This is a genomic window from Nostoc sp. (assembly GCF_036916985.1).
Lineage (GTDB): Bacteria > Cyanobacteriota > Cyanobacteriia > Cyanobacteriales > Nostocaceae > Nostoc.
In genome coordinates this window covers 22,433-47,072 of sequence record NZ_JBALFD010000049.1, presented here as the reverse complement: position 1 = coordinate 47,072, position 24,640 = coordinate 22,433, and the positions used below count along the sequence as shown (strand labels likewise).

The following is a 24,640-nucleotide window of genomic DNA, read 5'->3' as shown; positions in this document are numbered from 1 at the left end:
TTGCCAAACTCATCTTTGGGAGTTCGGTATCCCGCCGAAATCCCAGGTAGCCCAATGGCAGCATGACCCTGACTCAACAGACTGGCTGCTTTTTTAGCTCCTTCTGCGATCGCACACGGGATATTATGTTTCCAGACACAGTACCAAAATCCTGACTGGCGATCGCTATCACTGGGGTTCACCTTGTGTTTGGAGTAAATGCGTTCGGCAATATCGTCAGGGACATTAAGCAGGAAGATGCTTAATTCAACCTTGGGAGGATGCTCATATTTGATGAATTTCCCTTCAATTATTTGCCCAGACTCATCTTTTTTGGGTCTTGGTTGATTTGGCTTGTAGCATCCCCATCGTTTAAGAGTTGGTTTATCACCTGGGGTTAAATCAGCAAATGTTCGCGCATCAACTCCAGCATCACACCACCATCCTCCAGCATCAAGATGAGAATATGTTCTGATTAATCCCTCCGTTAACCTCCCGGTATTTGTACGATTAAGTTTTTCACTAACCATGAGTCTTTCCCAAGACTCATGCTCACCACCTGCATAGTTGAATTGAAGACTTTCAAAATTTTTTGCCGCAATATCAGGATGGATAGCGCTATCTTCAAACTCTTGCCAGTGCTTTGGTTCAAGAAAATTGGGAATGTCTTTACTTTGATGTGGTGTCCAAAATGCTTCTGTTGGGGCAGCAGATTTCAGTACTGGCTTGGAGAAAACCGATTCAACAGTATTATAGTTTGGTGTCTCTTTTAAGACGGGCAAGACTTTCGGTACTTTTATTGATGAATCATGGCTTGTTGTCCGGCTAGATGCGACTGATTTCACAATTGGCCCGACATTTGGAGTAGATACTGTCGTCTCTTGTTTTAGTACTGGCTTCTCAAAAGGGGCACTTATATTTATAGTTATTGCTTGGTGCTGCTCAATCGTCGATTTCTGAATTTGTTTTCGTAGCAATTCCAAAGCATTATCTTTGGCTTTCGACTGTTGCGCTAACTCTACCAATCGCGTTGGATCTTCGGTGTAAATTTTTAATTCATGCCTTGCACGGCTGGCAGCAACATAAAAACTTTCCTGTCCAATAGTGAAATCTGCCGAAATTAACACCCGATCCGCAGTTTTCCCCTGACTAGTATATGTTGTACTCACAAGGGCATAGTCTAAGTTTTGCGCCTGTGCCAAACTAATGCGTTCAGTACGCTCATCAGCATATTTAATGTGGACTATGTTCAGGTCGATTCCTGTCACAGTAAATTCTTGCCCGTTGCGTCGTCCCAATTGCCGATCGTTTTTCTTCCATTGCAAGCGATCGCCCACGGCAATTTCAATCTGGTGACTCTGGTAAACCGCTTTCTCAAAAGCCGTGTCTACATCCATTAACTGACCATTATCACCAATTAGGGTCAACTTGTCAGTAGTTCGACCAACCACTTCATACAGTTTGCCTTTTTCCAGCCCCCGACGTTTATAGTCCCGTGTCGGCATGACCACATCACCAATTTCAAAGTTATGGGCAAACCGCATCTGTACAATTGAAAGATTTTTGGTTTGCAATTGGGTAATGGTTGCAGTTTCTCCTAAAGTTCCCTCATCTTTTAACTGAGAGCGAATTGCTTGGGTAAGGGCAAGTCTTTCTGTATTTGTTCCAGCTAACACAAGAGTTTTGAGGCGCTGCTCTGGTGTTCCTACTATATAATCACTAGCGATCTGCTCTATTTTAGATTCACTCTCTATAGAAAGTATGGAACCGTTGGCTTCTAGTCGTTTAAATCCTGCTTCTATTCTGCCATCGGCGATTAAATCTACTGCTAATTTTAATTGAGGGTCTTTTTGGCGCAACGATTCATTGAGGTGTGCGGTTTTGATTCCTGCTTGCTGCAAGGATTTGAAGGGATTACCTGCCGACACTGCTGATAACTGCCGAGTGTCACCTACTAAAATCACCCTAGCTTGAAGTAAGGTTGCTCTTTGTAGGAGTGCATGGGCATCTTTAGCACTGAGTAAACCCGCTTCGTCCACAATCCAGATTTGATTTGGTTCAATCTTTGATGGTGGTTCCGAAACCAGTAATCGAGCAACAGTCTCAGACTGAATTTTTAACTCTTCGCTCAAAACCTTAGCAGCAGAGGAACTAGGAGCAAAGCCAATAATAGTGTATCCGGCATCCCTTGCGATCGCTTTGAGTTCTTTAAGAGCAAAAGTTTTCCCAGCACCAGCTACCCCCTGCCACGCAATGAACTGGTCAGATGTTGTTGCAGCTAATTCTACCGCTTCCCGTTGCCCTTTGTTCAGTAACGTATTCTCCAAAAGGCTTTCAACTACTTCCGGGTGCGAAATTGGGTTAACGTTGCCTTGTGTCTGCTGCATTAACTCTATTGTCGCCAACTCCCGCCGGACTGCTGTCATCGTTGTAAATTGATGAGTTAAACCCGGCAAGCCGATTAACTCCTGGTGGGATTTTATCAATGGCTCAATGGCTGTTACATCAGTGGCTAAACGTTCTTCTAGGACGAATTTTTCTAAGTCTTCCTGGGTAAATGCTACATTCCTTTCTGAGCAGTGAGCGATCGCTAAATTCAAAACGTGACTCAAATTCAAATCATTGGCTGGTACATTCTCCCAAGCTTCCCCAGGTTTGACAAAGGTAATTCCTAGCGCCGCTGCTTCTTCAACCCAGTAAGCTTTTAACTCTGACTCTGGTAACTTTTCCTTACGCTGGCGAGTATTATCCCAAATTTTTTCACGTTCTGCCCAGGTGGAGTTAGCTCCAGCAAGAGCGAGTATTTGCTGTCGGCGTTGAGAAAATGCCTCTAAATCCTCTTCCTTGAACCCTTTTATATCAAATTGCCCATGTTTGCGGAGTTCGATCTCGTAGCCAAGCTTCTGCACCTCACGCGCCAGAGAGCTTTGGTATGCCATCCCCAAGAATTTCTTATTGGCGAATATTTCATTATTGCCCAAACTCAACCACCTACCATCTGGAGTTTGGGTCATGTTCATCAGCAAACAATGGGTGTGCAGATGTGGGTCTAAATCCCGACTTTCGATGTGATCGAACTGCGCGACGACCAAGTTACCAGTCTTAACCCTATGTCTCTTGTTATCATCTGTCACTCTGGTATAGGCGTAACGCTGCTCTATTAGCTCCAGGGTTTCTTTTAGCGCCTGATGATGGGCATCGATTAACCGTGTATCCCCACCCACCAATGCCATCAAGCTCACACTTTTGGGCGCTGAAAATGTACAGTCTAATGCGGCTCTGCGTTCTCCTTTCCCCTTTTCTTTGACTACTCTGGCATTCAATACCTCACGACCATCAGGCTTTTGCCCCTCAATGATATTTTTAAAAGCTTCTTCATCATCGACTGCCCCTGACAACCCCAATTTTTCAGCACCTTGACCACTCCAAAGCGACTTTCCTTGGTGATAGTAATTCTTGATGAAGTAGTTCACCGCCATCTCTGAGGACACGTTAGCCGCTGTTAGCATGGCTCACCTCGAAAAATGGGGTTACAAAAGTTAATCTTTGTTCTATTCCATCTGTTGGTGCAACAAACTCTCGTCAAGAAATTCTGATTATTTTCTCTGTTGGCAAGATAATCACCCTGGCAATAAGTATTGAAGTCAAAATCAATCCCCGTCATTAAACTTCGTAGTGCTTGATGACGAATGAAAAATTTTTCGTGAGACTTTGACCAAAACAAAATTTTATTTCCCAAACTCTCCTGTCATTTAATATAGCAAAAAATCGAGCATTCTTTCCGCCAAATATGGCGTACTGTGCGTCAGAAAAAGATGGATTACAGGGGTTGTGGTTCTTGAAGCTAATTACTAGATAATTGGGAGAATCCTTGAGGAAATTGGGAAGTATCAGGAAGTGCTAGGAAGTCTTGGGAAGTCTTAGGAATTGTTGGAAAATATTAAGCTAATGAGAATTTGGTGACTAGATGATGTTGAATAGTTGAAAAGGTAAGAAATGAATTAGAGATTTGGGAGATATTGTTTAGATATTGGGAGATGTTGAATGTAATTGGTGAAAATTGGGAATTGAGAGATTTTGTGGAGATTTTCTATCAGATGCACGAATTTATGAAAAGCCAAAGAGTATTGCTAAAACTGTAAGATTTCTTCGTAAATGTGGAAAAAATCACGGTTTGGGCGGTTCAAGTTGAGAGTAATTATTAATTAGATAGACAAAAAAAGGGTCAAAAACAGGGAGAATTTTTCTTGTGGATTTAATGTTGAGTCTTGATCCGGGAACTTCAATGACGAAGATGGTTTATCGTGTTCTCTCGGAGATTTCGTACAAGTCAGAATTGCTGTGTATGGAACCAGAGTTAATTAAGATTTCCAAAGACTCACTGGATTTATATGAGTCTGGGCAAATGAATCGGCCCAATCCAGAGAATGAAGCGTGGATAGAGTACAACGAAGAATACTATGCGGTTGGGTTTTTGGCACAAAAGTATTTTGAAGCGCGAATCAATTTTTTGGAACTCAAGTATGAGAACGCGATTCCAAAAACTTTGGCAGCAGTGGGGGCAATAGCGATTAGAGATTCTTTGAAGGCAAACTTTGATTTATCATTGGGGCTGCTGTTGCCTTATGGGGAGTGGGAAGATAGAGAGAGATTAGAGAGGGGTTTAACTAAGGCACTGTCTAGCTTTAGCTTTCGAGGGAAACAATTTTGTATAAATCTGATTAACTTTCAGTGCTTGCCCGAAGGTGGGGGACTGATATTGACGCGAAGTAAAAAACTTGGCACAGATTTCAATAAAATGAACATTGCTGTGGTGATGCTGGGTTTTCGGGATATATCAGCCGTAATCTTTGAGCGTGGTATCTCAACTGGAAAAACGGAAGGATTGGGCTTGGCGTGGATGCTGGAGAGAATCAAAAGCCGAACATCAGGGCAAAACTTACACGATCTGTTAAAGGCTGTTCATCTATCAGGTTCAACATTGAAACCGAGATACTGCAAACCTTTGGCTCGGAGCAAGAAGTCTGATTTTCAGGTTGAGGAGATAGCACAAATTATTGAAGTGGCTGACTTATCTCGTAAAGAATACTGGGAAAAGGTATCCACTTGGCTCAAAATTAATATTCCTGCCCATATTGAGCAAGTCATTATTGGTGGTGGAACGTCGGAATATTTAGGTTCGGAGTTGAAAAATTTGTTTACTCATACCGACATTTCATGGGCAGCAGAATTATCTGAGGATGTGCGTTTAGCTTTTAACCTGCCCATTAAAAAAGATGCCTTGTGCTTGCGTTTCACTGATGTATATGGATTGTTTCGTTACCAACACGCTACATTTCGTAATTCGTAATGACGCTCCTGCGTCGCTACCGCTACGCTAACGTAATTCGTAATAGTAATTTGCTTGTGAAGAGAGGAATATTAGAATGTTTTCAGATGTTGAGTTTCGCTTACGAAGTAGAGTTAAGGCTGATAGTTCCGAAGCCGTGGTAATTAAGTATCTAAACTCCAGAAATACTCTTTATCCTGCTAAAGATATGGCGATGATTGCTATCAGCAGCTATTGGCTTCCTTTAGCTTATCAAGCTATGGATCAATCTGTGGATTTAGAGCAACACATTCGTGCTTGTCTTTACCGCCTTCAACTCCACTCTTCATATCTGATGGGACTGCTGGGAGAAATCCCCTCTCAAGGAACGCCGATGATTGCAGTAGCCTCTAATCAATCACAGCCACTACAACTAATACAATCATCACCATTACCAATATCCAGGACTTCAGTCAAAGAACCATTACAAATAGCCAGAACTCCCGTACCAGAAGAATCGGAGTCGGGAACTGACTGGTTAAATCCTTTTTAGGACTGACCATTTTTTGAATTGATTTGACGCATTGCTCCTTTCTGAGCATCTTTTTCAGTGAACGCAAATATGTCGTTTCAAGCTTTTTAACTAGGAGTGCATGATTATGTATCAACCACAAGAACTTTTTAACGACCTTTCACCATCAGAAATTAGCCGGACTTTACGCTTGAGTGGGATACCTGAAAAAGAGTCATATACCGAGAATGATGCAGACAGGTTTCGTGAATGTCGCACCTTAATTGAGCAGGGTGGAAATGATGAAGAAGTAATGGCTCTATTATCTCCAGTTGTTGACAATGCACTGTCAGAAACTCAGGGCAATTCCTCGTCGTCAACGAAGAATGGGGGGAAAAAACAAGGGAAGAAAGGCCAATTACCATTAGATATCACTGAATTACTAGTAATTGCTCGTGAAAGAGGCTATAAAATCGCACTTTCTCAGGCTTTATTAATTCTCCAAGTCTGCGGACTATCTGAGCAAGATGAGTATAGCCCAGATGAGTGCGAATGCTTTCTTGAAACCTACAAATCAATAAAAGAGCAAAACAAATCCTTTGAAGAAGTTGCATCTGAGTTAGCTGCTCTAAATGAGTCTGGGATTTCTGAGCAACTAAAATTAGATGCAGTGATTGAGAATGTTAGTGAAAAAGCTGTAGCTGCCAGAGATGATTTATCTAATCTTATTGATAGGATTACTGCTGCCGAAGCTGAAGAAATAACTGGCTTAGTTCAATCACTTTACCTGAAAAATGTCGCATTGAAATTGCAACAGAGCGATTCGGAAAACAATCTGTTTGCTCAATTAGAAGAAAGAATCATGGCTCGAATTGCCCAAAAAAAGCAACAGAGGGCACAGTTATCTGGAATGAATTGGGAGACGACACCCTCATTGCCTTCTTCGCCAATGCCGATGCTGTCGCCCAACGTATCCAAGAATGGAATGAATACCGATTAAAACAAGAAATTGCAGCCAAAGAACGCACTATTGATATTCAAGTCGAAAAAGCCTCCGATGCTAAAGCCAATAAATTAGCTGCCCACAAGCTGGAAAAAATACAGGCATGGAACGAAGCACAACTAGAACGTCAAAAACTTCGTCAAAAACGCTTTGAACAGTTCAAAGGACTTGTTTTTTGGCTCGGTGGTTGGCTCGGCTCAGGTCGCTCTGGGATTTTCTTTTTTGGCTCTGCCATGTTAGCTTCTGCGATTTTTGCAGGAGTAACAATCATTAATCTGCCAACAAATCTTTCCTGTCCTGATCGCAAAAGTCCCTGTTATCTGGTATACCAAATGCGATTTAACAATAAAAGTGTGATTCTTCCACAACAGACCAAGGATATTATTGCTGAGTATGAGCGCAATAAGAGTAAATCTAAACGGCGCAAGTAATTAAGTTTTGGGGAAAGAGAAACTGTCTGTTTTGGTTTTCCCTATCTTTGGAACAGCATCGAATGGCATGAAGACTCATGTGAAATATCGTCAGGGCAGGGTGTTGGGTGTAGTGTTAATAAAAATTGAATTTTAGTGCGCTAGACAAAACCAAGTTGTTCCTAATTCCCTACACCCCAAAACCAGTAATACCAAGGGTTAACAAACGCTTAACAAGCGTGCCATTCGGAACAGCATCAATAGTTTGATAGAGGGATGAAGTTATGAACGAACTAAAAGAAATTAAACTTTGGGATGATTGGGACGATATTAATTTATCTACTCCAGAACGTCGCATTGAACGCTTAGAAATTCTGCTGTGCCAAAAAGTCCACAAAGGCGAGGACATATCTGAATGTCTGCAAGTTTTAGAGTACTTGAAAAATCGCACGACTCAGCAAAAGTTAGAGTCTGTTTTCTTTAGGCGAGTTCAGTCTCAAGTGACTTTCAACTCGTGGAAAATAATTGGTCAGGCTACTTTAATCTCCCTAGTCGCTATTTCTTGCTGTTTTGTCATGTATAAAATAGCTACTTCATCATTAATATCTAGCAATTCTTCGTCGGAATTATCTCTTAGCAAACAATTATCAAAAAGCACCCCACCACACAGTAAAAAACATCACAGATAAACACAGTGACAGTGCAGTATATTTATTTACTGCACTGCGATTACTGACTATGATACTCCATCAGTAATTTCTAAAATCTTTCAAGTCAACGGAGTAAAAAGGCAGTTTATGAATATTTACTTTCATGCCCAAGGTGAGGCGATCGCTTTCTTTCACATATTCAGGTAAAATCACTGTATTTGATGGATAAATACTTTCTTGACAGCGTAACTCACCTACTTTAATAAGAGGTGTCCTTGTCGAAAGGCAAACTGTCTTCCGGCTCAAAGTTACGCAGGTCTTGCTCCATCTGCTGACGACGTTGGACGTATGTTCTGCTGTTTCCAATCCTCCCTTGCATCAACCATTCACCAAAGTTGATGCCTTGTTCTACGTGATCCGCAGACATTTCATTATAATCATCAACCTCTATTTTCTTACGCCACTCAAGCTGTTCCAGCGCACTTTCATTGATGCCAATTTGACGAGCATATTCTACATATTCAGGTCTGAGAGAACCATCTGGGTTGAATTCCTTTTTTTCCTGTTCAGTGAAGAAATCGTAAGCTGTGTAGATTGGCCACGGCTCTGGATCAGTCTCGTCCAAGTGCTTCCACTCGTCGTATTCTTCTTTCAACGAAAGAGCATAGTCAGTAATTGCTTCGTTACTCATTCCTGTAGACAACATTTGTTGTCGGGCTTCATCTTTCAAACTTCCATCTGGGTTGAATTCTTTTTTATTCATATTTATCCAGCGCTTAATCCTTGACATAAAAACCTCTTAAAAATTTAATTAATGTTTATCAAGTTTCAAATTTTATGACTCTGGAATTGAAGCATTTTGACCCTCGTTTAAATCAATGGATCTATATAGACGATAACAAAACGAACTCTCAATCAATTTTAACTGAAAATCTCAGTAATACTTTACTAGAATTTTACTTTCCTGACAAAAAATTCTCATTTGGACATTCAGATGAATACAGTACAGACGAAGATTTTAAAAATCATCCAGATGGACAGATTTTACTATTATCTTCAAAAACTCGTTTACTTTATGGAGAAAAGGAATGTTTAGAAACGATTCAAAAAATTTGTCCAGATAGTAAAGACCGGGGCGCTTATGGTTCCATCTTCCTTGGGGCTTGTAAAAATGCGATCCACGAAAAGCTAAACATTCTGGTAGTAGATGATTCTACTGATAATAGGGGTGAAAATGGAGGAATATTATCAAATGATTTAGCATATAAATTAGTTGGCGATTGTTATGGGCAGATTTCAACACAGCTTTATGACAAGCTAACCTTAAGAGAATCCCAAGTAGATAAAAGCTATCGTGTAATTCAGCATCGATTCGGTTGGGTGGATGGAGTTGGAGAAGATACTACTAAATATCGTTTTGGCAAAGGAACGCTCCGACCATACAGACTAGATAGAATAAAATATGCAGATCCAAATAACAAACCAAAAATAGAGATAATTCTCCCCGTAAGCAGTTTTAAGGGAACAGACAAGGATAGACCCAAAGGATCTACTAAACCGCAGATTAAGCCAGGATTATATCAGCAAAATATTTGGTTAGCTGAAAAAGGGCAATCTCAACAAGGTCAGATGTCTATCTCCCAACTGCTGGCATCTTTCCCCCAAGGAATGAAAGATTTTGCCGAGGAACTAGAGGTACAAGCTCAAAGATTAGCCTCTATTCAAAATGACCCAAGAATTGTTGCTGCTTACTATTGTGAAAGATACGAAAAACGTAAAGAATCATTGAGCCAAAATAAATTAAAAATAGGAGAAGTCAACAATCAAGAAGCAGATGTTAAAAACTTAAGGACAAATGATGACTTAGATGCAGATCAGGAATTTGATGACGAGAGTACCAAAGATGATTTGTTCATGTACAAACTCATTAAAGCCGATTTACTTGGGCATCAGCAGCTTTTAGAAACTGAGAAGGTAAAACAGGAATTAAGTCGGTTTGTACAAAGTGAGTGGCGAGATATTGCTATTGGGAAAACGCTTACTTTTGACCGAGGAATGATTATTCCCTCCAAGGAACTCAAAAATGGTGAAATTTGTGTCCCTTGGCTGAAGCAAGAGGAAAAGGTTCTTAACTTTCGCTCTCCTTTCCTCAACTCTAATGGTCTGTGTGTCTCTACTAATAAACACGTTGAAGACCGTGTTGCTCCAGATGGTAAATCTTTGCAAGGCATAATTGTAGTCAATGACGAAGACCACAAGCGTATACAAGCCAGAATTACAGAGTTAGAAATACGAGGGATTAGTGTTGATTTTATCGACCCAGCAGAAACCGAATCAGAACGCCAAGCACGAGACTACGATGGTGACTGCATTGGTGTGGCAAGAGCTAGCTTATATCCTAATTTAACAGCAGAGGCAGAGCGAAGAAATCTTCCCCAAAACGCCTATTCGCCCACGGTTAAGCTCAAAAAACAGTCATTTTATGATCCCAGCGATGGAACCCAGCCCCCTTTTGAAAAAATTGCTATTCACATGAGTGATAGCATCAGCGTGGGCATAATCAACAATCAAGTGACGGCACTGGAGGCATTAGAATCGGAAATTGAAATACTTAAAACTTACGGTACCTTAGAACAACAATCAACTTATTTAGACCAAGTTTCTAGTCATTATAAAGTCCTATTTGAGCAAGAACACCAGAAAGAGCCAAAGTTAATCCGAGAAGAATATAAATCTTATATGCAAGGGTTTGTTGAACTTGCTTTGGGTCAAAGAACTCCAGAGATTATTCAGCAGGCAATGGATGTTAACCGCCTGATGTACCGAGAAATGATAGGTGAGGGGTGTTATCAAAACCAAATAGCGGTTGATTTATTCAAAAGTGCTAAAAAACCTGAAATGGATAAAATCCGGGAAAACAGCCGCTACTTGTATCGTGATGTTAATTATATTAAAGATAAGAAGTTAAAAACAGTTTATTTAAGCACAGGGATAACACCAAAAGGTTACTCACCAGTAGAATTATTAATTAGCCAAACCAATAAATATTTCCAAGAATCACAGTTAGAATCGCGTCCCATCGTCCAGTTTAAAGACTTATTCAAAGGAGTAGAATTTACACCACAGCAAAAATTTGCAGCGATCGCCGCCAAGTACGAGTTTGATCGGAAATTCAACGCTGCGGTACGTATGGAGCGGCGGCGGGAAACCGAGAAGGGGCCATCAGCAATCATCCAAACACCACAGTCTTGCCAACTCGAAATTACCAACCTCACCCGCTACGGACATCCCCTAATCTGGAAAGCCCAGACGTTGAACATTCGCTTAGATGAAATAAAAGAGCAATTCAGAAGTTTTGAACGCCCTCACCGATTATTAGCAGTTGCACAGATAGATGGTGAGATTGGGGAAGATAAGAAACCCGCATACCGTCATCTTGGAACAGTTAGCCAACAATCTGTGACTGACCACAACCTCAAGGCGGGGATGGCCATGCAGGGAGCTAAACTATTAGAACTAAAACCAGAACTTACTAGAAGCCAAACTAAACTGCTCTTTGCCTTGGCAAATGATGCAGCAGAAGCATTTTGCGCTTCAATACCAGAGTCAGAAAAACTTGCATCCGCCGCCGCCGCTTGGAACATCTGTGCATCCCGCCAAGATGAACTTGAAGTTGCAAGAAAAGAAAACGCAAATCCCCAAGCGATCGCTAAAAAAGTTTCTAATTTTGCCTTCGCTGCTTTCCCCAATGAGATTATCTCTCGCTTAGATAAATTGCAATTTACTGAACCGAAGTTAGTCACATTAAATAATGAAGCGAATCATTTTTTGGGTAAAAAATGGAACGCTCATGAAAAACATTCTATAGAAATCAGAGCTTCTCACCACCCAGTTGGACATGAACGCCACGTTTCCAGACTAATGTTTGTCCAGGATACTGACAGCGAATACAAGGAATTCGCCATGCTCGAAACCAGAACCGCACAGCTTCCCATTGGTACGAAAGCGCTCTCTTGTATGGTTGGGGTAGAACCTGCCACAGCATCAGCAACTATTGGACTACCAGGAAACGAGCCGGTTGAAATTACTATCCGTGAACTCAAGAACTTCTCTTATGCAGGACTTGTTTTTAATGCCGAATCGGTCAACTTAGAATTTGGCACTGTGCCGGTGACTGACAAAACAGTAAAAATAAAAATTGATGCTTTGACTCTGGGGGAGTTAGACAGTGATTCTGTCCAACAGTTAAAACAAATTGATTACCTGAAAAATGGTAATCCTCTAAAGTTAAAACTTACTTCTATCTCCGAAACTGGAGATCAAGCTTTTGTCCTGGGTGAGTCTCCCAATGGAAACCTCCTCAAAATTAATAAAATTAACTTTTATGATTTTTCTGGTCAGACATTCAATGATCAAGATTACCGAAAACTGACTATCGAAACCTCAGCTTCTAAAACTAGGGATGCTGTATTTTTGAATAGTGAACCTCTGGGAGTATTGCACTTCAAAAAAGACAAAGACGCGCTCAGACAACTTGGGCTACTCAAAACCGGACAGCTTACACTCGCGCCTGCAATCATTGAAAGTAATTTTTCTGTTATTTGCGTTCAAATTGACCCTAATACCGTTGAATATCCCCAGAAGTGGACGAAGGAATTTCAGGCTTTTGGGACTCAATCAGTTAATTCTGAACAACAAGAGATGATTGAGAGTAGTGCGAAAATTCTCCATTATATTAAAGAGCGTCCTACTTTCTTATTTTCTACAGAATCAAACAAAAAACTTGGAGTCATGGGTCTGGCTGTTGATAACCAGAAAGCTGAGACTGTGACTAAATGGTTAACTGCTCAAAAAGTTGAATGGCAGCAAGTACCAACAGAAGATGTTATCAGGGAAACTAAAAAAGGTCTAGCGGTATTTAACTTGGTTGATAGTTCCATCCCTGCCAAAACTTTGGAGAACATGACCAAGAAATTCGGGGCAATTATTGAAACGGATAGTGACTATCAACAAAGAGTTAATTCCCTTGCTACACGACCGCAGTTTTTGAAACCATCAGAACAAACAGCACAATCCCCACCTAACCAATCTATAACTCCATTACTCCCCACTACTCCTTCTACACCAGACATTAGTAATCATGTGAAAACCGAACCTTTAGGTGTAGAGAAATACCCGACAGTTACTATTGATGACTTGAGAAATTGGTACAATGCCGCAGATAAGTTAGGGAAGCCGGAAAATTACAAAAAACGCATTGTAGAAGTGGCTAATGGGTTTAAAGCTGGTGAGCAATTATCAGCCGAAGCGTTGACAGTAATGAATCAAGATACATTTGAGCTTGAAGCCATCAGTCGGTTGACTCAAATTGCTCAAAGGATTGGCATGGTCTGGGGTAAGTCGGATGAAAACGGTACTCAAGTCCAAGGGAAAATTTATGACTTGGCTTTCAATACCCAGCAGAGAGATTTAATTATTTCGCAGAAAAATGGAGAGGTAATTTTAAACTTGCAATCAGGGAGAGTGCAGACGAATAAACTAACTCCACAGATATTGCAAACTTTTGAGGATGCTAATACTCAAATTGATAAAATATTAGCTAAACCTCAAATACAACAAATAGACTTACAAAGATAGATTTATCTTAAAATAGCTTTTTTAAGCAGTAGAAAAGGAGAACAACGCTATGGAGACGACTAATTTAGAGCAGCTGCCAAAACAAAAAAGAAGGTATTCAGGGAATGGGGAATGAAGAAAAGGGCGATCGCACGTTCAAAGTGGGAATACTCAATTTATGTAGTTGAGGTTATTTCCAATGGCGGATAAACAAGAGATTAAATGTACATACTGTTTTGGCAAAGGTAAAATAGAACAACCCGAATCAATAAATTTATCTCCCGTACCACAATATAAAACTTGTAGCTTTTGTGGTGGAACTGGAAAAATTATTAATAAAAAGTCGTAGAAATATCTAGTTTACGTCATTAGGGCATAACAAACCCCTACTCTCTCGTTCTGTGTGACGGAAGAATAGGGGCTTAATGATGCGGTCTGTGGGCAAATCCAATCAGGTAAGGATGAAATGTGAATGTTATGCAGATGTTACAGGGTGCGACCGCGGTAAATTCTTGACAAAAAGCTTGGAAACAAACGCCTGCGAGCGTTACGGTATATTCAAAGCAGGTTATAAGGGCTTGTTCGGCTGAAGCTGTAAGGCAGCTGCAAAATCTGTTGATAAGTGATTTCTCGGTAAAGGTGTGTGCAAGTCTAAATAAATTATTAAGGGAATACCCAGGTAAGATGGGTAGAAATGGGGTAGTTCTGCGCTATTTTTACCCAAGCGATTGAGCGATAATTATGTGTATAAAAAGCGCTGGCAAAGATTTTAAGCTGGCATTTAATAAACTGCAATATAAAACAGATCCCTGGATTTTTACAGGGCTTTTTAAATTGAAAACTCAGTTTTCGAGTTTAAAAAAGCGAATGATGGTTTGATTGTATCTTTTACAAACAAATGAAAGCGAGTTTTAATTAGCTGGATTAGAGCTGAGTACAAGATCAAGTAAAGTACGAACAGGTTGTGATTTAAATAGTGCAGCTTGGTGGTCACTATAAGCACGAACTAGGCGATTAAGCGTGCTGGCACCAGTTTTGGCTTTTTCAATTTCTTCACCTCTGACGATTTCGCCATCAAGCATCTGCTCAATCACAAGTTTAATATCACCAGCCTCAAGGCGGACTTTTTGTAGCTTTTCTAAAGTGCTAAGTAAGGTTTTGAGTTAATTTAAGATTTCGTCACTATCCAGGGCATTTTCCACTGACTCAGCGATCCCTTGAGTTTGTGTCTCATCTGGAAGTGTCAGTAATTCAGTAGTAGATGTTTTAGGTTTTATCTCGAATTCGCTTGCCATTAATCCTGACTCAAGAAATCTTTCTGAGTGTATTGTTTAATTGAGCTTCTGTTTAGTATGACTTTTAGAGAGTAGCAGATTCAGGTATGTTGTAAATTAGCCGCGGCGAAACAGAGCTTCTAGATAAACCTGGGAAACACGGCGATCTCCATCAGCATTTTGCAACAGAAACAGTGAGATAGCTGCGGTAATAAGGCGATGTTCATCCCAATCAGGATGCTGTTCTAGATAGCTGTTTAAAGACTGATGTAGTGTTTCAGGAAGATTAGTCAAGATGTTTTGGGTTGAGTTCATGGGAGCAAAGCTTCCGAAAAAGCAAATCTAATAGGGACAACAAGCCAGAGGTGATGCAGTAGTTGTCCTGTTTCACCCCATTCTTTAGTTGTCAAACCACCTGTGCTAGCAACTGAATAGTTTTATACAGTTGATGTTCAAGATGGAATAGACGGCAAAGGCTAGTCGATTTATTGTGTGCTGACTGGCTCGGTTTGTCAATGTTGCAAAATATTAAACATAAATATAGAAAAAATAAATAATTACGTGAAAGCTAGGGTTAGAGATAGATTTTCTTTACGCAACTTAACAATAACTCCGTAAGATAGACTGATAGCTACAGTCATGACAAAATCCCCAGTGGATGAATAGAAGCCGATTATCTTGTCAAACAACTGTGGAAAACAGTAGAGGTAGCTGTGGAAAGTCTGTGGAATCAGTTAGAAAAAGTAGAGCTAATGATAAGAATTGCAAAAAGTGACAACATGAGAAGGAGTCAAAAGTCAGAATGGGTTAAACCTTATACCAATTTAATATGAAGCTGCATATAATAGGGAGAAGCCAACTCCTAAATTTAAATAGCCATGAGCCGCCCTTTTAAGATTGAAATCGCAGAGAGTGAAGAAGAACTTAAAAAACGTCTACAAACAGCTAACTTGGGAAACCAGAAAGAAAAACTTATTATGCTGTGGTGGATAAAAAGCGGACAGGTTAAGGAGCAGCAAGAAATTGGAAAACGTTTGGCGAAAGATACCTCAACTGTGACAAGGTGGTTGCAAAAGTATAAAGCAGGTGGGCTATATGAATTACTGGAAATGAAAAAAGCTCCAGGAGCAAAACGGAAAATCGATGATGCTGCGATCGCAGCACTCGAAGAGGAGTTAAAAACAGGGAAAGGGTTTGCCAGTTATGGTGCAATAGTTGAATGGTTGAAAGAAGAACATGGGCAAGATATTGAATATGCAACTGTTTATGCGTTGGTTCGATATCGATTGGGTGCAAAATTGAAAGTACCTCGCCCTCAAAGCCATAAGCAGGATGAAAAGTTGGTATCTGAGTTTAAAAAAAACTTGGTATCATACTCAATTGTCTAGAAGAACATCTAGCACCCGGCAAGTATGTTCGCTACCTGTGTCAGGATGAAACTAGCCCTCTTTTGTCAGAGTGGGAGAATCCAATCGCCCAAATGCTTACAGGGCTTTAATTTCCACGTTTTGTCTATAAATTTTAGTTTCTATTAGAAAATAAAGCCTCAAACCTTGATGAAATCAAAGTCTCAGAGTTGGGCTGAGATTATTGTTTTCCGAGAGTGACAAAACAGGGCTAGGGTTGGACTGAAAACTCTTACAGGAAAAGTGATTACAGCTTCGGGAGTCAAGCCTACTGTTAAGGTGATATGGCCAAGAGATAATTTTTGGATTTATGGTGCAATTGAACCAAAGACTTGCGATCATTTTCTTTATGAATATCCAAAACTGGATGGTGAGTGTTTTCAACAGTTTTTGGACTGGCTATCTGTGCAATTAGGTAGTGATTACGCTATTTTACAGGTTGACCAAGCACCTGCTCATACAAGTTCTGCAATTCGTTGGCCAGAAAATATTATTCCTCTGTTTCAACCAGCTTCAGCCCCTGAACTCAATCCCATTGAAAGGCTTTGGCAAGCTCTCAAGAAACCTCTCAAAAATCAACTTTTCTCTTCTTTACAAGCTTTACGCGAACGCATCCAAGAAATATTTGACCAACTTACATTTGAGCAAGTAATTTCTGTCTCTTCTTATAACTTTATCCTAGAAGCTCTTTTCTATGCAGCTTCATATTAAATTGGTATTAGCTATCCGCTAACAGGAGTCAAAATATCCCAGCAGTCAAGTCAGGGGTTTCAAGCAAGGAAAATTTTTCTTGATCTCCACGATAGCGACGCGGAGTGCGAGTCCGCTTACTCTGTAAGAGTTGCAAGCTACGCTTTTAGCGTCTCGTAGAGAGCGTCATTGCGTTAACAAAGGGGGGGCGTTAGCAAGAGTGCAAATTGGTATAAATTCGTTCCAAAACAGTTCGTCATAGTGTAGGTTTCGAGGTTTGCTTGGCGTATTCTTCTATCAGGGAAGCATAGTCTTCTTCTTTGGGTAGGGTCTCGAAGCTATGAACTGCAGAGGTCGTCGCCCATAGCAGCTTTTCCCTCGTCCAAGTTTCGATGAAAGGCGTGAACCATGAGGCATTGTCCAGCATCGTCGCACGAAGGTTAACGAACTCGTCCATTCCTTCCGGGCGAGTAAATATCCAACTCATGCAGTGTGGGCAGAAGTAATGGCGAGTCGCGCCATGCAAACCGCCGATGGTCGGCTGACCCTTCAGTATTGAGAACCCAACGCTTGGAATCGCAACGCTTAAAGAAAAAGCGCTGGCAGTCATTCGCTGGCAACCTGTGCAGTGGCAAGCCATCGTCAGCAGAGGCGGGGCACTCACCTGAAGCCGTATCTGTCCACAACGACATCCGCCTGACCAGGGCAAATTCCAATCGTTCATGATCTGCCGCCTCCGTTCTCTATTCATCTTCATTCTTAACTAAGAATAATATTTTCTTTCTGACTTTTGAATTCTTCTTCAAGAATTATTTGCAAATACAAAAAAGGGAAGAGAAAGCAATATGGAATTGAATAGTGTTATCGCAAATCGTACCCAAAATTGGGGAGTATTTTCCAGCAAACCGGGGGGCGATTTTTTGGTGGTCATACACTTCGTCAAGCTATGCTGAAAGCCACTGTAATTGGTTTTATTCCATCAGCAATTACAGCAATGTATTTCCATAGTAGTCATTTACTATGGCTATCAATGTCTTTATTTATGGCAACAATAACAATAACTTTGGCATTGTGCGTACCAAAATCGTTTTGTAAAAGACAGTGAGGGCAGGATGTTGGAGGTAGGGTATTAAATGTAGTATTTAAGACACTAAAATGCGAATATATTACATACTACAGCATCTTCTTAATTCTCTACACCTTTCATCAAGGAATACTAGGGATTTACGCTTTTATTAGTGCCGTGATCGAAGGGTGGAACTCGACTTTTGACTGCCTAGATGAGTTTTTGACGAAAGCTTGAGTTTCTCTTACTAGTAGTTCGCTTTCCCCAAAATTGCGCTTGTGGATGTCGGCGCTTGTGCAGGTTCGCTAGTGGGAGCAGAGGAAATTATGCCAGGTATAGCAGCGATCGCAGTGATTAACGCCTTATGGCATCAAAGGTTTGGGCAAATAAGGATTCAATCTTATTTAGTGCTGTTTTTGAGTTCGTCGAAGGAACGTTTTTTTAGTCTGACTGGCGATTTTCTCCAAAGTAGGGAGTACCTAAAGCTTTAGGAGGTGTAGATTTTCCCGCTAATCCCACTAATGCCAATAAAGCGATCGTATAAGGTAGCATGACTAAAAATTGGTAAGGGATATTTGCCCCTAATGCCTGAATTCGCAGTTGTAAAGCTTCTGTAGCGCCAAATAGCAAACAAGCTAAAGCACTACCTATAGGATGCCATCTGCCAAAAATTAATGCTGCGATCGCAATAAATCCTTTACCAGCACTCATCCCCTCTGCAAAAAATCTTACTTGTACGAGAGTTAAATAAGCACCTCCTAAACTCGCAAGACAGCCACTAATCACCACAGCGATATAACGAACAAATGCTACAGAAATACCTGCTGTGTCAGCAGCTTTCGGAGATTCTCCCACTGCCCGCAATGTCAATCCAAAGCTAGTTTTAAATAAAATGTATGTAGTTAAAATGACTAAGAGAAATAATAAATATACTAAAAAATCTGACTGAAATAGTAGCGGCCCGATTAGGGGAATATTGGCTAAACCAGGAATAGTAATTGCCCCAATTCCAGGTAACTGCTGCGTACTACTGCCACTAAACACTAACCGGGCTAAAAACGATGTTAATCCAGCTACAACGAGATTAATTGCTAGCCCAGATACCAATTGATCGACACGCAAAGTTACACACAAAACAGCATGGAGTAGTCCGACTAATCCACCTGCAATTAAGGAAGCGAGGATACCAAGCCAGGGATTACCTGTGTAGAAAGTGGCAGCAGCAGCAGTAAAAGCACTTATAAGCAACATTCCTTCTAAGGCGATATTTAAGACGCCCGCTCGTTCCGAGTACAATCCTCCAAGGGCTGCAAATGCTAGGGGGATGGCTAGGCGTAAGGAAGCGATTAAGTAATCGGAGAAGAAGTTGAAATTATTCATGGAGTTATTTTTAAACGCAGAGGGAAGCGCAAAGTATCACAGAGTTTTCTTTGTGTTCCTCTGCGTTAAACCTCCGCGTCCCTCTGCGTTTTTACTCTTATTTCTCTTTCGACTGCGAGACTGATAGCAATAAATAACACCATAAACCCCTGAATCGCGTAAACTACTGTTACCGGCACACCTGCACTACGCTGCATCACATTTGCACCACTGCGAAGCGCTGCAAAAAACAAAGAAGTTAAGACTACACCGACAACACTACCACGACTTAAAAAAGCGATCGCAATGGCATCAAATCCGTAACCTGGTGAAACTTGTTCAAATAGCCGATATTTCAACCCCATCACCTCACAACTCCCAGCCAACCCAGCTAAACCACCTGAAAAAGCCATCACCAGCATAATGGTACGTTCAACAGATATGTGGGCATAACGGGCAGCAATCGGGTTAAATCCCACTGCTGTAATTTGATAACCTAGCGGCGATCGCACTAACAATACCCATAAAATACCTGCGGCAATTAAACCGAATAAAATCCCAGCATGGGCAAGGCTTTGGGGTAAGAGAATCGGCAAACGCGATGTTTTAGCAATTAATGGCGAATAAGGACTAGGCGCACCTGTTGCCATTAATGGATTTTGGACGAGGTAGCTAACTAAATTCACCGCAATATAGTTGAGCAACAATGTAGTAATTACCTCATTTACTCCGCGCATTGCTTTGAGATAACCAGGAATCCAACCCCAAACTGCACCAAAGAAAAATCCTGCCAAAAGTGCTAGGGGGATATGAATCACCGCAGGTAATCCTTGCACGTATAGCCCAATTAAAGTACTTCCCAACGCACCCAGATAAATTTGTCCTTCTCCACCGATATTAAATTGCCCAGCCCGCAATGCTACTAACACGCCCAAACTAGCGAACAATAGCGGTGTCATTTTGGTGAGGGTGTTACCAAATCCAAAGTAGGTAGAGATAGATTCTTGAAATAAAATGCTGTATGCAGTGATGGGATTTGCCCCAGTAATTAGCATGAGGATAGCACCGACGATAAGGGCGGAGGTGATCGCAATTAGGGGTGATAGGATTGGTGACAGTAATTTCATACGATTAGTTGGGATCATTGATTAACCCCACCAGCCATCAACAAACCAATTTCTTCCACCTTCGCCGTAGCTGCATCCAAAATAGCCACAAACTCACCTCTGTAGATTACGGCAATGCGATCGCTCATTGCCATCACTTCTTCTAACTCAGTAGAAATATACAAAATTGCCGCACCGCGATCGCGTTCTGTTAAGATTCGAGACTGGACAGCTATTGTCGCCCCCACATCTAACCCCCTGCTGGGTTGCATGGCGATAATTAAAGCTGGTGTTTGCGCCAGTTCTCGCGCTAACACCACTTTTTGTTGATTTCCTCCCGAAAGCTGACTTACCAAGATATCTTTCCCATTCGCCCGAATGTCAAACTCTTGCATTGCAGCTTGGGCACGATTAGCGATCGCTTCTGGTTGTAACAGAAAACGGCGACAAAATGGCAGATATTTAAAAGCTTTTAAAATCAAATTTTGGGCGATGCTAAATTGTAACACCAATCCCATTGTCTGCCTATCTTCTGGAATGTAGCCCACTGAGGAATGCTTGGGCGTAAACTCAATTTTACCCTGCTTAATAGTCCGCACAAAAGCAATGGCATCAGCTAATTCTCGCTGTCCATTCCCAGCGACACCAGCAATTCCTAAAATTTCTCCCGCCCGCAGTTCAAAAGATACATTATTTACAGCAGGAATATTTCTTTCATCAGCAACTTGCAAATTTTGCACCGATAGAATGATTTTTCCTGGTAATGTAGGACTTTTATTTAAGTGTAAACTTACCTCACGTCCTACCATTAATGTTGCTAACTGCTGAGGTGTTGCTGCTGAAGTTAATATTGTTGCTACTACCTTTCCCTGGCGCAAAACTGTTACTGAATCACAGAGATTCATTACCTCTTCTAATTTATGACTGATAAAAATGATTGTGTTACCTGCGGCTGCCAATTGTCGCAAGATAGCAATTAATGATTCTACTTCTGGCCGTGTCAAAACTGCTGTAGGTTCATCAAGAATCAACAACTTTGCTCTCCGGTAGAGAACTTTGAGAATTTCTACCCGTTGTCGTGCCCCAACAGATAAATTTTCAACTTTGGCAGTGGGGTCAATTTCTAATCCATAAACTTGGGATAATGCGGCAATTTGTTGCTGTTTATCTTGTAAATTTAGCCGCCAAGTTTTCTCCATCCCTAAGATGATATTTTCTGTGACAGTCAATTGAGGTATAAGCATGAAGTGTTGGTAAATCATACCAATACCTAATTTAATTGCCTCATTTGGTGAAGTAATTTTTATTGGTTTTTCTTGAAGATAAATCTCCCCAGCATCAGGTTGATAGAGTCCACTAATAATATTCATTAAAGTACTCTTACCTGCGCCATTTTCGCCTAGTATTGCGTGAATAGTTCCAGATGCAACAGAGAGATTGATATTGTCATTAGCAATAAAAGACCCAAAGCGTTTGGTAATATTGTTTAAGCGTAAATAGTTCATATTCACAAAACTGATAGCTCGTAGTGAGGACTTTAGTAAACCTCTTGCAAAAATCCCTAACACCCCTCGCCTTGCCCCCATTGTAGAGACACGATTCATCGCGTCTAAAATACAAAACCATTAGACAGACGCGGTAACTCGTTGCACATTAGACAGACGCGATAAATCGCCGTCTCTACAAAGACAATTATTCTTGTTTTTTAATCTAGTTTACCAAACCTATGTTGTTGCTTGCTTCACGCAGCGCGTATCCTTACCAGCCTCTTTACAATCTTCAAAAACAATTTTTTTATTAACAATCTCTTGCTTTGCATTCAATACCTTTTGCTTAACCACTTCCGGCACAATTGCCCCAAACTTACCTAAAAATAATATATCTGGTCTTTCTAAACCAATTGTATATATTTGTCCTTTGAGTTGTTTTTGTTTAGCTAATTCCGCTATGTAAACTATCGCTAAATCTAAGCGTTTTACAGCGCTGGTTAAAACAGCTTTTGGTGCAACATCTAATTGATCCTTAGTGTTGCCAAAAGCATATACTCCTTTTTCACCTGCTGTTTGTAAGACTGCTGCTGAGGCGTTATCTAACCATTCATAGATGACATCAGCCCCAGAAGAAATTAATGCAAGCGTCGCTTCCTTGGCTTTGGCAACATCATTCCAATCACCTGTAAAAGTAGAGGTAATTTGGATATTTGGTTTAACAGACTTTGCTCCTAATTCAAATCCCCGGAGTTCTCCCTCGGTAGCGGGGAACTTCTCTCCAGCAATATAAGATAATTTATTAGATTTAGTGACAGAAGCACCGATAATGCCACATAAATAACTAGCTTGTAGGTGATCTATTCGTAAAGAAGCAATATTCTCAGCCTTAAGATTACCATTCACACCCACAAAAAATGTGTTGGGGAACTGTGAGGCAACTTGTTCAATTGCGGCATCAAATTGTCCGCCATGTGCGAAGATGAGATTGTAGCCTTTACGAGCAAAATCTGTTAATACTTCTGTTTGATCTGCTTGTGCTAATTTTTCTACATAGGCGGTTTCTGCACCTAGCTTTTGTTTTGCTAGATTAATTCCTTCATAACCAGATTGATTCCAGCCTTTGTCAGTAATCATTCCAGGGAGAGCGATCGCTATTTTAAACTCTTCAGTACCACCCGTTGTTGTCGCTGTTGGTGTCGTCGGCTTATTACTGCAAGCTTGCACCACTAAGCTAGTAGCAAACGCTGCTGAACCAAACAAGATAAATTCACGCCGACTAAAGCTTGTTGTCATACCTCGCCTTCAGATAGATAGTTATTTCAAAACTCTAAAGTCGTAGGTTGACATACTCTGAAATAACTTAAAATAAACAATACTTTAGCACGTGATCTCTACACATAATGAAAAAAGAAATTATATATTATTGACTAAGTTATCTAAGGCTGACTTAGCTACTGATTCTGTCCGTGGAGATGTAATTTTTTGGTAGCGTAAAGTAGAAGGATACAGATGACAGCACAAGACGCACGACAATATGCACCAGCAACCGAGCGTAACCGTGAACCAATTCTAGAAGTACTTTTACAAGTGTTGCCCGAGAGAGGCACTATTTTAGAAATAGCAAGTGGTACTGGTGAACACGCAGTCTTTTTTGCGTCCAGGCTCAGGGATTGTGTGTGGCTACCAACAGATGTCAATCCACAATTACGAGCGAGTATTATTGCATGGACTGAACACAATGAATGTGATAACGTTTATGCACCGCAATATCTTGATGTCAGAGAACCAGTTTGGGCAGTGGAAAATGGTGCATTTGATTGGTTCCTTAGAGAGCCAATTATCGCCATCGTCAACATCAATATGATTCACATTTCACCTTGGTCTGCCTGTGTGGGGTTAATGGCAGGAGCAGGTCGTATCCTAAAACCAGGAGGTATCCTGTATTTGTATGGCCCCTTCAAACAAGGTGGGGAACATACAGCAGCAACTAATGCAGCTTTTGACGAATATTTACGCGCCGAAAACCAACAGTGGGGTGTGCGTAACTTGGATGATGTTGTAGCAGTAGCTAGCGCAGAAAATCTCACTTTGAAACAGATTTACCTGATGCCAGCAAATAATCTTTCAGTAGTGTTTCAACGTTCTGTATAGTGAATAAATTTTAAAAATCATTATCCGTAAAGGGAACTATAGATGGTGAAAACCTTTTCAGCGATGGGTAAAATCCTAACCTCGCGGCATAATCATCTGTTTGTGACACTGACAGTTCTATTGTTTGCTGCTCTTTTTCATCAAAAAGCAACTGAATTTGATAATTAGTCCAAAATTGCTCACCTAGTTTATCTTCTAAATCAAAAAGTTTTTCTTCATCACCCCATATATTTGACCAAAGGACTATCTTATTAGCCCGAAAATGGTTTTGACCTGTTGCATCTCCAATTACAAAATATGCTTCGACATTTAAATCAAATCCCAAATCATCGGCTTCTGTCTCTGCTATTTGACAGTTAACCACTATTAAGGTATCGGGGTTAACGTTTACTACCTGCTCTTGGCGCTTTAATAATTCTTGTAGCACGAAATCAGGCAACAACTGGGAACTCTCCTCAAGTAATTGTTTTTGAGTTTCTGGTGAGTAACGAGTTTTTAATTCTTGCGTGATTAAAGTTAAAATATCTTCAGTAGCTAAATTGACAACTATCTTTTTATCTACGGGATTAAGAAAACTTCCCAGATTAAGATTAATGTGTTTTTTAATTGGCATAGGTTCTG

At 40.8% G+C, this 24,640-nt stretch carries 20 protein-coding genes; 9 read left to right on the top strand and 11 right to left on the bottom strand.

What is annotated here, in order from left to right; translation table 11 throughout:
- Nucleotides 1–3,488, bottom strand: a 3,488-nt coding sequence (gene mobF, locus V7L07_RS17185; protein ID WP_335059780.1) for a MobF family relaxase, incomplete at its 3' end; no start/stop codon positions are given.
- 749 nt (nt 3,489–4,237) lie between these two features.
- On the opposite strand from mobF, the gene V7L07_RS17180 reads away from it, so the two are divergent.
- The 5 genes from V7L07_RS17180 (at nt 4,238) to V7L07_RS17160 (ending at nt 7,900) form a co-directional block, all read left to right on the top strand.
- Nucleotides 4,238–5,329 (top strand): ParM/StbA family protein, encoded by a 1,092-nt coding sequence (locus V7L07_RS17180; RefSeq protein WP_335059783.1) that lies wholly within the window; start codon nt 4,238–4,240, stop codon nt 5,327–5,329.
- Nucleotides 5,330–5,405: 76 nt separating this feature from the next.
- A complete protein-coding gene (locus V7L07_RS17175) occupies nt 5,406–5,840 on the top strand; it encodes a hypothetical protein (RefSeq protein WP_335059778.1) in 435 nt (144 codons plus the stop codon).
- Between the two features lie 106 nt (nt 5,841–5,946).
- Nucleotides 5,947–6,798 carry a hypothetical protein gene (locus V7L07_RS17170; RefSeq protein ID WP_335059776.1) on the top strand — a complete coding sequence of 284 codons (852 nt, stop codon included), beginning with the start codon at nt 5,947–5,949 and terminating at the stop codon, nt 6,796–6,798.
- Entirely contained in the window at nt 6,714–7,232 is a 519-nt protein-coding gene (locus V7L07_RS17165) for a hypothetical protein (RefSeq protein WP_335059774.1), read from the top strand. The genes V7L07_RS17170 and V7L07_RS17165 overlap by 85 nt, the downstream gene beginning before the upstream one ends.
- 263 nt (nt 7,233–7,495) lie before the next feature.
- The gene (locus V7L07_RS17160) at nt 7,496–7,900 is read left to right on the top strand and encodes a hypothetical protein (RefSeq protein ID WP_335059772.1); all 405 of its coding nucleotides are present in this window, start codon (nt 7,496–7,498) and stop codon (nt 7,898–7,900) included.
- Nucleotides 7,901–8,120: 220 nt separating this feature from the next.
- Here the strand turns inward: V7L07_RS17160 and V7L07_RS17155 are convergent, their stop codons facing one another.
- Complete coding sequence (locus tag V7L07_RS17155; protein ID WP_335059770.1) at nt 8,121–8,624, bottom strand: hypothetical protein; 504 nt, start codon at nt 8,622–8,624, stop codon at nt 8,121–8,123.
- Between the two features lie 74 nt (nt 8,625–8,698).
- On the opposite strand from V7L07_RS17155, the gene V7L07_RS17150 reads away from it, so the two are divergent.
- Nucleotides 8,699–13,498, top strand: coding sequence for a hypothetical protein (locus V7L07_RS17150; RefSeq protein WP_335059768.1), 4,800 nt, complete (start codon nt 8,699–8,701; stop codon nt 13,496–13,498).
- Between the two features lie 890 nt (nt 13,499–14,388).
- On the opposite strand, the gene V7L07_RS17145 is transcribed toward V7L07_RS17150, so the two are convergent.
- From V7L07_RS17145 to V7L07_RS17135, 3 genes are all read right to left on the bottom strand, one after another.
- The gene (locus V7L07_RS17145; RefSeq protein ID WP_335059765.1) at nt 14,389–14,571 is read right to left on the bottom strand and encodes a hypothetical protein; all 183 of its coding nucleotides are present in this window, start codon (nt 14,569–14,571) and stop codon (nt 14,389–14,391) included.
- A gap of 69 nt (nt 14,572–14,640) precedes the next feature.
- Nucleotides 14,641–14,772: a hypothetical protein gene (locus V7L07_RS17140; RefSeq protein ID WP_335059763.1), complete on the bottom strand. Its 132-nt coding sequence runs from the start codon at nt 14,770–14,772 to the stop codon at nt 14,641–14,643.
- A 96-nt stretch (nt 14,773–14,868) separates the two neighbouring features.
- The gene (locus tag V7L07_RS17135; protein WP_069074080.1) at nt 14,869–15,066 is read right to left on the bottom strand and encodes a DUF2811 domain-containing protein; all 198 of its coding nucleotides are present in this window, start codon (nt 15,064–15,066) and stop codon (nt 14,869–14,871) included.
- Between the two features lie 563 nt (nt 15,067–15,629).
- Between V7L07_RS17135 and V7L07_RS17130 the strand changes: the two genes are divergently transcribed.
- Together V7L07_RS17130 and V7L07_RS17125 are read left to right on the top strand one after the other, a co-directional pair.
- The gene (locus V7L07_RS17130) at nt 15,630–16,139 is read left to right on the top strand and encodes a helix-turn-helix domain-containing protein (protein WP_335059761.1); all 510 of its coding nucleotides are present in this window, start codon (nt 15,630–15,632) and stop codon (nt 16,137–16,139) included.
- Nucleotides 16,140–16,379: 240 nt separating this feature from the next.
- Nucleotides 16,380–16,868: a transposase gene (locus V7L07_RS17125; protein WP_335059781.1), complete on the top strand. Its 489-nt coding sequence runs from the start codon at nt 16,380–16,382 to the stop codon at nt 16,866–16,868.
- Nucleotides 16,869–17,103: 235 nt separating this feature from the next.
- Here V7L07_RS17125 and V7L07_RS17120 read toward each other — a convergent pair whose 3' ends face one another.
- From V7L07_RS17120 to V7L07_RS17100, 5 genes are all read right to left on the bottom strand, one after another.
- A complete protein-coding gene (locus V7L07_RS17120) occupies nt 17,104–17,487 on the bottom strand; it encodes a GFA family protein (protein ID WP_335065266.1) in 384 nt (127 codons plus the stop codon).
- An 867-nt stretch (nt 17,488–18,354) separates the two neighbouring features.
- Nucleotides 18,355–19,293 carry an ABC transporter permease gene (locus tag V7L07_RS17115; protein ID WP_335059757.1) on the bottom strand — a complete coding sequence of 313 codons (939 nt, stop codon included), beginning with the start codon at nt 19,291–19,293 and terminating at the stop codon, nt 18,355–18,357.
- 65 nt (nt 19,294–19,358) lie between these two features.
- Nucleotides 19,359–20,417, bottom strand: a complete 1,059-nt coding sequence (locus tag V7L07_RS17110; RefSeq protein ID WP_335059755.1) for an ABC transporter permease — start codon at nt 20,415–20,417, stop codon at nt 19,359–19,361.
- Nucleotides 20,414–21,883 carry an ABC transporter ATP-binding protein gene (locus V7L07_RS17105; protein WP_335059753.1) on the bottom strand — a complete coding sequence of 490 codons (1,470 nt, stop codon included), beginning with the start codon at nt 21,881–21,883 and terminating at the stop codon, nt 20,414–20,416. The genes V7L07_RS17110 and V7L07_RS17105 overlap by 4 nt, the downstream gene beginning before the upstream one ends.
- Nucleotides 21,884–22,102: 219 nt before the next feature.
- Nucleotides 22,103–23,161 carry a BMP family protein gene (locus V7L07_RS17100; RefSeq protein ID WP_335059751.1) on the bottom strand — a complete coding sequence of 353 codons (1,059 nt, stop codon included), beginning with the start codon at nt 23,159–23,161 and terminating at the stop codon, nt 22,103–22,105.
- Nucleotides 23,162–23,377: 216 nt separating this feature from the next.
- Here V7L07_RS17100 and V7L07_RS17095 point away from each other — a divergent pair, with 216 nt between their 5' ends.
- Nucleotides 23,378–24,019, top strand: a complete 642-nt coding sequence (locus tag V7L07_RS17095; protein WP_335059749.1) for a DUF938 domain-containing protein — start codon at nt 23,378–23,380, stop codon at nt 24,017–24,019.
- A gap of 10 nt (nt 24,020–24,029) precedes the next feature.
- Here V7L07_RS17095 and V7L07_RS17090 read toward each other — a convergent pair whose 3' ends face one another.
- Complete coding sequence (locus tag V7L07_RS17090; RefSeq protein WP_335059747.1) at nt 24,030–24,632, bottom strand: hypothetical protein; 603 nt, start codon at nt 24,630–24,632, stop codon at nt 24,030–24,032.
- Nucleotides 24,633–24,640 lie beyond the last annotated feature (8 nt).